We start from the raw sequence: 13211 nt of genomic DNA, 5'->3' as shown, positions 1-13211 counted from the left end.
CAGAAAGGGTGCTCCATCTGCCGTTGTGCGCTGGATTCGCGACCTCGGCTGGGCCTCATTCATTGCCATTCCGCTGCTCATGCTCAGTGTGCATGGCGCTTCCATGCTGTGGGCGGTAGGAGACGGGACCCAGCCTGAATCGACACTCCGCGAACCCACGGTTCGGTTAGCTACGGGGACGTTCACGCTCCTGACATTTCCTCTCGCCTGGTCGTTCTACAACCTCTCCGAGACGAGCATCACGCGGCGAGAGCTCAACGTGGAACCGTCCTACGCGGACTCCCATGCGACTTCGTGGGGCGCGTTCTGGATGCGGATGGCGCTGTTCGGCTTCATCGTCGATGCGTGGCTCTATGGCCTGCTCGTCGTAGTTGCCCTCCGTAGTGCGCGTGCGTACTTCCACCGCATGCAGGCGGCCGATAGCTGACAGCCCTACGCCGTCACCGCTTCTCGGCGCTCGTAGGCCACCACGTTGTGCGTCGCGGAGCGCGGCAGATCGCGGGCGTAGCCGCCGCCGATGGCCGCCATGAGGTCTTCGAGCGCCTGCGCGAACCGCTGCTTGGGCGCAAACCCGAGCCACTTGTGCGCCTTCTCGCCCGAGACGCGCCCGACGGCCTCCCCCGTGCCCGGCTCGGCATCGGTGAAGAGCACCCGGATCTCAGGCACGAGGTCCCGCAGCAACTGCTCCAGCGCCAGTACGGTCACGTTGGCACCGACGACGTTGAAGACCTGGTGGGCGACATGGTTGGCAGGCGCCCCGAGCACGTGCAGGAAGGCCCGCGCGGCGTCCTCGACATGTACCGCCGGGATCGCGTGCGACTCCGCGCCGAGCACCACGCGCACATCGCGGATGGCCTGCATGGCGACATCGTTGAGAACCGTGTCGAGGCGCGGACGCGGCGACGGACCGAAGATGTCGCCGAGGCGCAGCACCGTCGGGGTGAAGTGCGGAGCAGCCTGGTCGAGCACGAGCGTCTCGGCGGAGCGCTTGAGCTTGGCGTAGAGCGTATTCGCGTGCAGCGGCGCGTCCTCGTCGATGCGCTGCGTGGCCGTCCGCGGCGGCTTATAGAGCGCCGTCGTGGACGCATAGACGAAACGGCGGACGCGGAGGTAGGACGCCGCCTGCACGAGCGCGGCCGTAGCCAGCACATTGGTCTGAAGCGCCTCCTCTGGCTTTGCCTGCACGAGATCGATGCCGTCGAGGTCGGCGAGGTGCAGCACGGCGGTGGCGCCCCGCAGATGCGGTTCGACCTCTTCGATGTGCCGGACGTCGCCCTCTACGATCTTCAGGGCACCGCGGTTGGCGACCTCTTCGAGCAGTTCGAGGTAGTCCGAGCCGTAGAGCATCCGGTCGATGACGGTCACGCGGAAGCCCTCGTCGAGCAATTGGCGTACGAGCACGGCGCCCACATAGCCTGCTCCCCCGGTCACCACGACGCGGGGCGGATCGTCGCCGCTCTTGCGGGTGACGGCCACAGGGGTCGGCGCCACTGGCGGCACGGCGACCCGGTCGGCGGGCGCGCGCGTCGCGGTGCTAGGCCCGCGGTCGGCGGCCGGCGTTGGACGAGGCGGCACGACCAGTTCAGGGTCGGGAATCCGCATCGCCTCCTCGCGGGGCGAGGCGGTTGCCTCGGCGGGTCGGTCGTCGAACAGAGGCACAGGCGGCAAGGCTTCTTCGTCCATCTCCACGCGGGGCCTCGGGAATGGCACACCGCGCCCTGCAGGTACGTCGAGCACGTCTGGTAGGTCAGCACGCGCGCGCCCTGCAGATGGCGTGGGGCGCACCGACGGCCCCGCTGCCGCGATGGCTTGCAGCACCTGATCGATCGGGTTCTGCATCGAGAGCCCCTCTCGGACCGCATCGCGGATGTCTTGCTCCGATACGGTGCCGAGTTCTGCACCACGACCGACGACCGTGGCGCGGTGTACGCCAGCCGTGCCCATCGCTCGCAACACAACGAGGATAGGGCTGCCGGTGAGTACCGGGACAGGTTCGGCAGACCGAGAAGCGTCGTTGGGCGACATACGAGGCAGCGAGAGCGAGCGGAGAGAGCGCAGCGAAGGAAGCCCGGAGCGCGAGACGCTCCTGGGCAGTCAGAACGACCCAGCAGTGCAAGGATGACGCGACGCCTGCGCAGCCCGGTTTACGCCACGTTTATGTGACGCCGCGTAGACGATTCCGTCGACCAACGCTGAGCCGCTCTGCTGGCCGACGGTTTGCGCCTTGATCTCGGAACGAATACGTTCCTGCCCTTTAGCCTATCCAGGTCTCGCAACTGGCTCTCGGACCCACGTCTGGCTCTCACACGAGCGAATCGGGCGGGTAGGCAGCAGGATCGAACTCAGGCGGTGGGTACTGCGGGTCCATCCGTTCTAGGGTCTCCCGGACGAGCTGGGTCAGCGCGAGATTGCGAAACCACCGCTCTTCCGCTGGGATGACGTACCACGGGGCATGTGCCGTAGAACAGCGGCTGAGCGCCAGATCAAATGCCGCCATGTAGTCATCCCAGAGTGCGCGCGTGTCGAGGTCGCTCGGGTTGAACTTCCAGTGCTTGTCCGGCTTCCGAAGCCGCCGTTTGAAGCGCTCCAGCTGATACGCCTTCGAAATGTGCAGCATGACCTTCACGATCGTCGTCCCCTCGGAGGCAAGCAGCCGCTCAAAGTCGTTGATCTGGGCGTAGCGCTTCGCGATGCGGTCAGCAGACGCGAGGTGGAGCACCTTTTCTACGAGCACCGACTCGTAGTGGGACCGATTGAAGACGCTGATGTGGCCGGAACGCGGAGCGCGCTTGTGGATGCGCCAGAGGTAGTCGTGCTCGGCCTCCTCTTTGGACGGCACTTTGAAGCTCCACACCCGGACCCCCTGCGGATTGAGCGGACCGAAGACCTTGCGGATCGACGAGTCCTTGCCCCCCGCGTCCATCGCCTGGAAGACGACCAGGAGCGACCGCGTGCCCTCGGCATAGAGCCGCTCCTGCAGCTCGTCGAGGGCGTCGAGGTGGTCGTCGTACTGCGCGTCGACCTCGTCGGAGTCGGCCAGTCCTTGCGTGTCGTTGGTGGCACGCGCCTTCAGGTTGACGGCCTCGCCAGGCCGGATCAGATAGCGTTCGAGGTCGATGGCGATGGACATAGGAGCAAGAGCAAGGTAGAGCTGCCGGGCGGGGACGGGGCTATCGCCCGAAGAGTTTGCCGAGGGCCGCGCCGGCGGCTTTCTGCAGGAGTTCGTCCTTCAGGTCGCCGTCGCCGTCGCTGTCGAGCGCGCCTGCGAGAGTACCGAGGAGGCTGTCCGGGGTGGCCTCGCGAGAGCGGGCCGAGCTCTGGCCGAGCAAGCCCGAGAGACCTGAGGGGTCGAGGCTCTGCTCGCGCTTCGCCTTGCCGAGCGCACCCATCAGGATCGGCGCGATCATGCCGAGGAGGTTGCCCGACTGCTGCTTGTTGAGGCCCGACGCCCCGGCGATGGCCCCGGCGACGCCGTCGAGTTTGTCGCCGAAGATGTGGCCGAGGATCGCCTGGCCCGCCATGGCTTTCATCATGCCTTCGAGGCCCCCGCTCTGCTGCTGGCCGCCGCCGGCGAGTTGCCCGAGCAGACCGCCGAGCCCTCCGCTCTGCTGCTGACCACCACCCATGAGACCGCCTAGGAGGCTCCCAAGGTCCATCCCGGATTCTTGCTGTGCGCTCCCGCCTGCGAGGCCTCCCAGCACACTGCCCAGTCCGCCGCCGCCAAGAAGGCCAAGCACCGAGCCGTCGTGGTCGCGATCGAGCGCACCAGCGAGCGCCTGCGCACCTTCGGTGGTGTTGGTGTTGCGGTTGAGTTGGCCGAGCATCATCGGCAATGCCGCCATGATGCCCTGCTGCGTCTGCTGAGGCGATGCCCCGAGCGCCGACGCGAGTTGGTTGGTGGTGCCGCCCCCGAGGGTGCTCGTCAGGGTGCCGAGGAGGTCTGTCATAGTTCGGTTCGGTTGTGTGAGTGCGATGAACGACGCCGGAAGGATACGCATCAGCCCGCCCCTCCGGGAACGTCAGGCGTCATTGCCAACACAGCGACTGTGACCGCTTCGAACCACCGGATGTCTGGCACTCACTGCCCCTAGAAGCGGCGCCGCTCAGCGACCGCTCAGACTGGCCGCCGCGACCTCGACGACCTCGACTTCCTGTAGGCCGCGCACCGCGTTGCCGAGCAGCACACGGTCAGCGGTGTGCAGGTCGTCTGGGGTGAGCACGGCCTCCACCGCGCCGGGCACCGTCGTGAGGAGGTGCTGCCGGTGCACGCCAGCGAGCCCCCCCGACGAGAGCGGTGGCGTGAAGAGCTGTCCCTCGCGCTCGATCCAGACCGAGGTTCGTGCGCCCTCGGTCACCTCTCCCCGCTCGTTGACGAGCAGCGGCTCGTCCACCGCGTGCGACGCTGCCCAGGCGAGGGCGTCGTCGTAGTGCGTCCGGTGGGTCGTCTTCCACCAACAGAACGGGTTCGCGCTATCCATGTCAACCGGGAAACGGGCCGCTGTCCGTAGCACCATGTCGCCCGAAACCACGGGGGCGACCGCCAGACCGGGCGTGCCGCCCGCCGCTACGGTTAGACGCAGCCGATGCGGTGCCATCCCCAACTGAGTCAGCGTCTCGTCGAGCAGCGCATTCACCTCGGCGAGGTCGAGCTTGACACCGAAGAACGACGCGGCTTCGGCTAGGCGGAAGCGATGAAGGGCCCGGTGCTCGATCCGGCCGCGCTCGGCGCGCATCGTCTCCAGCAGCGAAAACGGGCCCGCCTCGGCAATGTAGCGCTGCTGCGTCGTCTCCAAGGGGCGATCTGGCCAGGCCCACGCCCGTCTGAGAAACTGCGCCTTGAGTTGGCACTCGTCGTACTCAGCCTCGGGATCCGAGTCCCACACGATGCCGCTGCCGCTCCCCATCGTGCCAGTTCCCATCCCGTCACGGTCTCCGGCGAGCACGAGGGTGCGAATCGGCACGTTGAACACGGCCTGGGCGTCCGTCGAGTCCGTCGGCGGCGCGATGTAGCCGACTGCCCCGCAGTAGACGCCGCGCGGAACCGCCTCCAGGTCGGCGATGAGTTGCATCGCGCGGAGCTTCGGCGCCCCCGTCACCGAGCCGCACGGGAAGAGCGCCTGGAAGAGCTCGGCGTACGAGACCCCATCGCGCAGCGTAGCCTGCACCGTCGAGGTCATCTGCGTGAGCGTCTCGTAGGGCTCCGTCGTGAACAGATGGGGTACCGCAACGCTCCCGGGCTCGGCGACTACAGATAGGTCATTGCGCAGCAGGTCGACGATCATCAGGTTCTCCGCGCGGTTCTTCGGGTCAGCCGCGAGATGCATCGCGAGCGCTGCGTCCTCCCCCGCGTCGGCTCCGCGTCGGATGGTACCCTTCATCGGTCGGGCAGTGAGGCGTCGCCCGTCACGCCGGAAGAACAGTTCCGGTGAGAGGCTCAGTACGTCAAGGGGCTGCCCGTCGGCGGCCTCGATGTGGAGTAGGGCCGCGTAGCTGACGCGCTGCTGGCGTCGAAGCGCCCGGTAGAGTCCCACCGGATCGCCCGCAAAGCGATAGCGGAACGGCGCGGTGAAGTTGATCTGGTAGACGTCGCCCTCGTGGATGTGGTGGCGCACGCGCTCGACCTGCTGCACGTAGGCGTCTCGGTCGAGGCCGAAGCGAGGCGCCGTGAGCGCGTAGCCGTGGGCGTCGGCGAGGAGGGCGTCTACGCCGGGCGTGTCGAGCACCGTGGGCGGACCGTAGACGCCGAACCATGCGAGAGGCTCGCGGGGGGCCGCGGCGTTCAGCCGGTCTGTCCAGAACGCAGCACCGGCTTCGTAGGCGAGGTAGCCCGCAACGTGGTGACCATCACTGACGGCGGCGTCTAGCTCAGCCAGGAGGCCTGGGATCGCCTCGGCGTTGTCGGCGCGCAGGACGCGCTCGGGAGCGGTGAAGAGCAGGCTGACCCCAGCCTCGGTGGACTCACCTTCCTCGGGCGCCGCGCGGGGCGCATCGAGGAGAACAGCATGAGGGGGAAGTGGCACGGGCGAAAGAGAAAGGCGCAGCGGGCGTCGATCTACGCCTGCTGCGCCAACGGGGTTCGGGGAGGTGGAGCGCCGAACCGGGGGCGTGAATGCCGGGATCAGATGCGCTCAGTTAGATGCTCGCGTCCTCGTCGAGGTTGTTGAGAGCGGAGCCGAGCACCGGGCGGAAGTTCTGCCGCCGCAGTCGGTCAAGGATGTCGCCGCGCCCGGCGCAGTAGCCGAGGAACACGTGCGGGCGCTGCATTTGGCGCAGCCCCTCGTGCACGACCCACATGTGCCAGGACCGGCAGTTGAGGTCGAACGGCCCGAAGAGCCGCCCATAGAGGCGGTTGGCCGCGCGCTCCAGGTCCGCCTCGCTGTCGAGCTCGCCAAGTTCGAGGAGCCGCTGAAGCGCCCCGTATATGTAGCCCGCGAGAAAGTCGTGCTGACCGTCGGTCAGGTCGAGGTCGGACTGAGGACCGTCGTAGCCGAAATCAGCCAGCGGAGTCCGGATGCAGAGTTCGACGTGGGCGACGGCTTCGCGAAGGAGCGCTTCGACGTAGGCGTCAGATTTGCCTCGCTGGTTGGGCATGGATCAGGGGAATAGCGGGGGGCGGGGAGTGGACGATGGAAGAGCTTCTGGCAAAGGCCATACATATCAGCCACACGCCCCTTCACCGCACAGGGTTTGTCACCCAACAATTACATCCGCAATGGATGAACGAACTTTTTTGCAGGTAAACGCCCGCACTGGTGCGTCTTGAGACTGAGCCTGTCGCGGGATCGCCTAGGTTGCCGTCACTCGCCACCATAGAGCGCCTCGCCCTCGTCGGCATACTCGTCGCCGGGCGTCCAGGTCGGGCGTTCGTCTGCGTCGGCAATCCGCAGCGCGGAGGCGACGTAGGCCGTCACGAACCGCTGGAAATAGGCCGCGTCGAAGGACGCGTCGACCTCGTCGGCAGCGTTGTGGTAATACTGTGCAATGGCTGGGCTCTGGAAGCTGTCGAGGCCCGGTGAGAAGGTGAGCGTCGGGACGCCAGCCCGGGCGAAGTTGACGTTGTCGGAGCGGTCGAAGAGGCCCTGCTCGGGCGCGGGGTCGCTGCCGAGGTCCAGGCCTGCTTCCGCCGCCGCCGCTTCGAGCAGCGGATCGACCGACGTGCGGCCGAGACCGACGATGGAGACGCGATCGGTGACGCTGTAGCCAGCCCCATCGGTATTGAACGCGAAGACCGTCTCTTCCAGCGGGATGAGCGGGTTGGCGACGTAGTAGCGGCTCCCGAGCAGCCCTTCTTCCTCAGCGGTCACGGCGAGCGCGAGCACGCTACGTCGGGGCCGCTCTTGCGCGAGCGTCTCGGCGGCGGCCAGCAGCGCCACGGTGCCCATCCCGTTGTCGCGCGCACCGTTGAAGATCGAGTCGGCGCGCGTTGCTCCGCGCCCGTTGGTCATGCCCGCGCCGACGTGGTCGTAGTGTGCCACGAGCACCACGACTTCGTCCTTGAGCGCAGGGTCGCGCCCCTCGATGAAGCCGGCGACGTTGCTCGACACCGCGGCGTCCATGCGCAACCCGCTCGTGGCAATTGCTGCACCAGCCTCCGGCATGTCCGCGAACGAGTCGACGAGCGCGCCCTCAGCGTCGGGCACCCAGGCGTGCAGCAGGTCGGGGCCGTCTTGGACCGCGAGGCGCTCTCGGGACAGGAAGCCTGCGATGCGCGCCCACGGGACCGGCAGCGCGTAGAGTTCGACAAGCCCGTCTGCCCCCGCCTCAGCAGCCCGCGCGCGCTTGTCCGCAGCAGCGGAAAGGGCCTCGCTCAGGCCGCCGCCAGGGGTGCCTGCGCGCGCCACGGCGACCTTCCCGACGGCCTCGGCATAGTCGCTCGCTTCGGTGCCATAGCCGACGAACGCGACGGGTGCGTCCATGACAACCTCGCCGCCGCGGAGCAGCACGGCCTCGTTGCTGCCCCATGATTGATCGCCGACGGAGATAGCCAGGCTCAACGGTTGCCGTACGAAGGCGAACGGGATCGTCTGGTAGAAGTCCTCGGCGCCCGGTGCGGAAACCAGGCCCGCCGCCTCGAAGCGACGTTTCAGGAACACCGCTGCGGAATCGATACCCGGCGTGCCGGTACGGCGGCCGAGCAGTTCGTCCGAGGCGAGGTAGCGCAGCGCGTCCATCAAGCGCTGCTCGTCCATAGGATCGAATCCCACCGATTGTGCTTCCGCAGACGCTACCGCGTCGTCCTCGGCGACGGGAGCGGGCGCGCAGGCGCAGGCGAGCGATGCAAGTAGGACAAGGAGCGCGGAAGTGCGAAGCATGAGACCGGAGGCGCGTGCGTGATCCCGGAAGAAACGACGCCGCCCCCCTGCCCTGCTTGCGAAATACCGCGCGGATACAGCAGCGGTCTACGCCACCGCGAAGAACTGCAGCGCGCCTGCCTCGCCGTCGAGCGTCGCATTGCAGGCGGGCGTGGCGTGCTCGTCAGCCAGCCGTCGTGCCTCCGTGAGGGCTGCCGCGTAGATCGCGCGGCGACGTGCCTCTGGCAGCGCCGTCGAGTGTGCGGCCTCGGCGTCGAGCACCGCGTCCATGCCGTAGGTCGGCAGGTGCGTCGCTCCGTCCTTGTGCGTCCAGGCCCCCGTGTTCACATCGAAGGCATAGCGCGGGAGGAAGCACGCACCGCGCTCCGCGAGGAACGCAATCGCCTCAATCACGAAGTCAGCTTCGGCGTCGTCCATCGTGTAGTGGAAGCCCACGCGGCACCAGCCAGGCTTGACGCCGTGCAGCCCCTGCCGGATCACGCCGCGATAGCGCTCGCTCTCGTCCGCGTCGATACCGAGCAAGCGATGGCCGTACGGCCCGGCACATGAACAGCCCGCACGGCTCTGGATGCCGAACAGGTCGTTGAGAAGCACCGTGACAAACTTCGGATGGAGGTACTTCCCCGGCTGCCCGTCTTCGCCATGCGTCCGCAGGTTGAACGAGACGATCCCGATGCGCTCGGACGGGTCGCTCGGCCCCAGGATCTCGATGCTGTCATCGTGCTCCCAGCGGTCGAGCGCGCGACACAGCAGCGCGTGCTCCCGCGCGTGGATCGCGTCGATGCCGCGCTGGCCGTCATGCGTGGCCGCATCCTTGAGGTCGAGCGCGAGGGCGGCCCGCAGCGTCTGGAACAGGCCGGGCGTGCCCGCTTTCTCGCGCGCCTCGACATCGGCGGTAAAGTCGTGGCCCTGCGGCCCGACGTAGTCCACGGTGCCGCCGCCGCCTACACTCGGCGGGAGATGGTGCGGGTAGAGCGCCTCGTCGAACACGAGCACGCCCGCCGAGCCCGGACCGCCGAGAAACTTGTGCGGCGACAGGAAGACAGCATCGATCCGCGCGTCGGGGTCGCCCTCGGGCGCCATGTCGATGGGGAGGTACGGCGCACCGGCGGCGTAGTCGAAGAGTGCGAGCGCGCCGCGCTGGTGGAGCAGCCGCGCAATGTCGTGGACCGGCGATACGAGCCCCGTCACGTTCGACGCGGCGCAGAACGAGCCGATCTTACGGCGGCCCTCGAAGCGCGCGTCTTGCAGGAGCGCGTCGAGGTGGGCCAGGTCGAGGTGGCCGTCGGGCGTGAGGTCGACCTCGACGACCTCGCAGAGCGATTCGCGCCAGGTGACTTCGTTGGAGTGGTGCTCGTACGGCCCCACGAACACGACCGGCCGCGTCTCCCGAAGCGCGCCGAGCGCGTCGGCCCCGAGCGACGCCTGGAGGAAGTGCAGCGTGGCTGGTGGGATCGCCACGCCGAGAATCTCCTGGAGCTTGTGGATCGCGCCCGTCGAGCCGCTGCCGCAGACGATCACCTTGCCGCCTGGTCCGGCGTTGACTGCGCGCTTAATCGCGGCCTCGGCTTCGTGCAGCAGCTTCGTGGCCGCGTGGCCGGTGAGGCTGTCCTCGGTGTGGCTGTTCGCGTAGAGCACGGCCACGTCGGCGAGGTAGCGCTCGACGAGCCCGAGGCAGCGGCCCGACGCCGTGAAGTCGGCATAGACGAGGTGCCGCTCGCCGAACGGCGTCGCGATGGGCGCGTCGATGCCAAGCGTGTCGGCGCGGAGCGTGGCGAAGTCGAGGGCCTGGGGGTCGAGGGCCGTTTGGGAGCGAGGAGGCAGCATGACGGTATGAGGCCAGGGTGCTGATTTCGCGAGCGATGGGAGACGAGTAAGGTAGCGCCGGAAGCGCTCCCGACACAGGAACGCATGGCGAAAACCACGCCCAAACCTACACGCGAGCGTGTCGCTGCAACGCCTGTCGCCACGCTTTTTCACTCTTAGCATCGAAAGCCACGAGCACCATCCGCTCGGGAGCAGCCCGCCTGGCCTGGAACGCTGCGATCGTCTCGACAGCAATCCGGGCCGCCTCGTGCGCCGGGAAGCTAAACGCGCCCGTCGAGATCGTGGGGAAGGCGATGGTCGCGAGCTTGTGCTCGGCTGCCAGCGCGAGGCTGTTGCGGTACGCCGCCGCTAGCAACCCACGCTCGCCGTCGTCACCACCGCGCCACACGGGGCCGACGGCGTGAATGACGTGCTGTGCGGGAAGCTTGAAGCCTTCCGTGATACGGGCCTCGCCGACCGGACAGCGGACGCTCGGCGACACCTCGGGTAACTCTAGGCACGCCTCTTTCAGGTTGGGTCCGGCTGCGCGATGGATCGCACCGTCCACACCGCCGCCTCCTGCCAGCGTCTTGTTCGCCGCGTTCACGATGGCATCGACCTTGAGCCGCGTGATGTTGCCCTGCCAGACGCCCATGCCGGGCCCACGCGCCTCGATACGCCTCGCGACCTCCACTATGATCGCCCGCATTTCCAGCACCAGCGCATCGGGTTCGCCTGGGTAGCCTCCGCCCTGGTGGTAGTGCTGACGCTGCCGTGCAAAGAGCAGAATGCGCAGGTCGTCGAGGCTGAGGTCCTCGTACGCATCGCCCCCGAACCGCTTGACGTAGCGCCCGAGGTCGGACGCCTTGCCGCCGACGACCTGGTAGCCGTTCATCGACGTAGCGAAGCGGATCACCTCGCTCGCGGGCGCATCCGGTGACGGGACGTGCGCGGTCGTCAGCGCAGCTGAGGGAAGGATGGGTTTCATTCTGCCTCTTCGGTTGCTGGTGACTCGGTTGCCGGTGGCACAGCGGCGGGCAGCAGTGCGAGTGCCGCATCGTAGCGGCTGATCATTTCGCCTTCGAAAAAGATCAAGTCCTGAAGCGCCGGCGCGTATCCACTCACGTCCGTCGGGTTTTGGGCACTTCCAAACACGTTGCCGAAGTAGAGCAGCCCGACGAGGTCAGTCGAGGCCGTGATGTAGAGCGACTGCATCTCGTGGACTTCGGCGAGGACGGCCACCGTTTCGTAGGGCATGAGCGCGAGCGCGCCAGAGGCCTGCGCCGACTCCCACGCCGTATCGGTCAGAAACGCCGTCCGGAGCTGTAGCCCCTCCTGCTCGCCCGACCCTATGGGCTCGACGACCTCCTGGTGGTGCGCGAGCGCGCTCTCAATCCGGCCGCGGTTGCCTTCGATCTCGACCGCGAAGCCGCGCAGGGCCTGATCCACGAGCGCTGCCTGCGCGCGCCGGTCGCCCCACTCGTTGAGCGCAAAGGCGAGCGACACGCTGAGGACGATCAGCACCACGTTGCCGAGCGCGAAGAGTAGGCGCCCCGACCACGACGGTCGCGCCGACCGCCCCCACGACGAGGACCGGGACCCGAAGCCAGTCATAGCGAGTCTGGGCAGTTTAAAACGATGTGGTCATCCTGAACTTGGTTCAGGATCTCGAACGACTGCTGCGCTACGAGACACCGAGGAGATGCTGAGACGAGTTCAGCATGACCCAGTCGAGAGGATATAGGCAGATTGGGTGTCACACCAATGCCTCGACGAATTGCCCGTTGTTGTAGATGGCCCACGCCCGTCCCACCATCGGCGCGCCGACGAACGGGGTGTTCTTCGACTTCGAGTGGATATGCCGCGCCTCGAAGGTCCACTCGGTGTCCGCGTCGAAGACGGTGAGGTTGGCTGCTTCGCCGACGGCCAGCGTGGGCACCTCGATGTTCAGGATCTCGCGCGGGGTGACGGTGAGCTTGCGGACCGCCTCGGCGAGCGAAAGCACACCCGGCTTCACGAGTTCGCGGACGGTGAGCCCCCAGCAGGTCTCTAGGCCGAGGATGCCGAATGGCGCGGCGATGAACTCGACCTCTTTCTCGTGGGGCGCATGCGGCGCGTGGTCCGTCGCGATCACGTCGATGGTGCCGTCGGCGAGGCCCGCCTTGATGGCGTCGACGTCGGCCTGCGTACGGAGCGGCGGGTGCATCTTGGTGTGCGTGTCGAAGTGCGACGTGGCGACGGCCTCGTCGGTGAGCGTCCAGTGGTGCGGGCACGCCTCAGCGGTGATCGGGACGCCCTGCGCCTTCGCCTGCCGGACGATATCGACGGCCTTGGCGGTCGAGATGTGGCAGACGTGGACGTGGCCCCCGGTGAACTGGGCGAGGAGCGCGTCGCGGGCGATCATGGCTTCCTCGGCGAGGCCGGGGATGCCCGATAGGCCGAGGCGCGTCGAGACGGCCCCCTCATGCATGTGGCCGTGCTCGGCGTTGAGCGTGAGGTCCTCCTCATGACCCAGGATCGGCGCGCCCAGCGTGCGGGCATATTCGAGCGCGCGGCGCATCAGCCCGCCGTGCTGCACGGGGCTGCCGTCGTCGGAGAACGCGACCGCGCCGCCTGCCTGCATGTCGCCCAGCTCGGCGAGCGACTCCCCCGCCCGGCCCTTCGACACGGTGCCGATAGGGTGCACGTCGACGGGCAGGCCCTCGGCGCGCTTGCGCACGAACTCGACCACGTCGCGCGTGGCGATGGGCGGCTCGGTGTTGGGCATGCACGCCACGCCCGTGAAGCCGCCGAAGGCCGCGGCTCGGACGCCCGTCGCGATCGTTTCCTTGTGCTCCTGCCCGGGCTCGCGGAAGTGCACGTGCATGTCGAACCACCCCGGCGAGATGTGCTTGCCGGTGGCATCGTACGTCTCGACCCCGTCGGCGCTCAGAGCCTCGCCGATCTCGGCGATGCGGCCGTCGCGGATGAGCACATCGGCGCGGCGCGTCTCGCCAGTCGTTGGGTCGAGGAGCGTGCCGCCGGTCAGGAGGAGGTCGGACATGAACGTGTGCAGGTGGAGCGAGGCGGGATGGATGCCCGAAAGCTACCGCA

11 protein-coding genes are annotated in these 13211 nt (G+C 67.7%); 1 reads left to right on the top strand and 10 read right to left on the bottom strand.

Annotated features, from left to right (window positions below; all coding sequences use genetic code 11):
* Positions 1-25: 25 nt before the first annotated feature.
* Positions 26-427: a hypothetical protein gene (locus tag AAFU51_07250; GenBank protein MEO1571049.1), complete on the top strand. Its 402-nt coding sequence runs from the start codon at positions 26-28 to the stop codon at positions 425-427.
* Positions 428-432: 5 nt separating this feature from the next.
* Here the strand turns inward: AAFU51_07250 and AAFU51_07245 are convergent, their stop codons facing one another.
* The 10 genes from AAFU51_07245 to AAFU51_07200 form a co-directional block, all read right to left on the bottom strand.
* Positions 433-2025, bottom strand: a complete 1593-nt coding sequence (locus AAFU51_07245) for an NAD-dependent epimerase/dehydratase family protein (protein ID MEO1571048.1) — start codon at positions 2023-2025, stop codon at positions 433-435.
* A gap of 277 nt (positions 2026-2302) precedes the next feature.
* The gene (locus AAFU51_07240) at positions 2303-3130 is read right to left on the bottom strand and encodes a PPK2 family polyphosphate kinase (protein ID MEO1571047.1); all 828 of its coding nucleotides are present in this window, start codon (positions 3128-3130) and stop codon (positions 2303-2305) included.
* Between the two features lie 40 nt (positions 3131-3170).
* Complete coding sequence (locus AAFU51_07235; GenBank protein ID MEO1571046.1) at positions 3171-3947, bottom strand: DUF937 domain-containing protein; 777 nt, start codon at positions 3945-3947, stop codon at positions 3171-3173.
* 156 nt (positions 3948-4103) lie between these two features.
* Positions 4104-6020 carry an aminodeoxychorismate synthase component I gene (gene pabB / locus AAFU51_07230; protein ID MEO1571045.1) on the bottom strand — a complete coding sequence of 639 codons (1917 nt, stop codon included), beginning with the start codon at positions 6018-6020 and terminating at the stop codon, positions 4104-4106.
* 112 nt (positions 6021-6132) lie between these two features.
* Positions 6133-6591, bottom strand: coding sequence for a hypothetical protein (locus AAFU51_07225; protein ID MEO1571044.1), 459 nt, complete (start codon positions 6589-6591; stop codon positions 6133-6135).
* A gap of 206 nt (positions 6592-6797) precedes the next feature.
* Positions 6798-8312 (bottom strand): M28 family peptidase, encoded by a 1515-nt coding sequence (locus tag AAFU51_07220; GenBank protein MEO1571043.1) that lies wholly within the window; start codon positions 8310-8312, stop codon positions 6798-6800.
* Positions 8313-8399: 87 nt separating this feature from the next.
* Entirely contained in the window at positions 8400-10139 is a 1740-nt protein-coding gene (locus AAFU51_07215) for an aminotransferase class V-fold PLP-dependent enzyme (protein ID MEO1571042.1), read from the bottom strand.
* A gap of 106 nt (positions 10140-10245) precedes the next feature.
* Positions 10246-10773: an O-acetyl-ADP-ribose deacetylase gene (locus AAFU51_07210; GenBank protein MEO1571041.1), complete on the bottom strand. Its 528-nt coding sequence runs from the start codon at positions 10771-10773 to the stop codon at positions 10246-10248.
* 329 nt (positions 10774-11102) lie between these two features.
* Positions 11103-11732: a hypothetical protein gene (locus AAFU51_07205; protein ID MEO1571040.1), complete on the bottom strand. Its 630-nt coding sequence runs from the start codon at positions 11730-11732 to the stop codon at positions 11103-11105.
* Positions 11733-11874: 142 nt separating this feature from the next.
* A complete protein-coding gene (locus AAFU51_07200; protein ID MEO1571039.1) occupies positions 11875-13161 on the bottom strand; it encodes a dihydroorotase in 1287 nt (428 codons plus the stop codon).
* Between the last annotated feature and the right edge of the window lie 50 nt (positions 13162-13211).

It is taken from the genome of Bacteroidota bacterium (assembly GCA_039821555.1).
Lineage (GTDB): Bacteria > Bacteroidota > Rhodothermia > Rhodothermales > Rubricoccaceae > JBCBEX01.
This window is presented reverse-complemented; position numbering and strand designations above follow the sequence as displayed.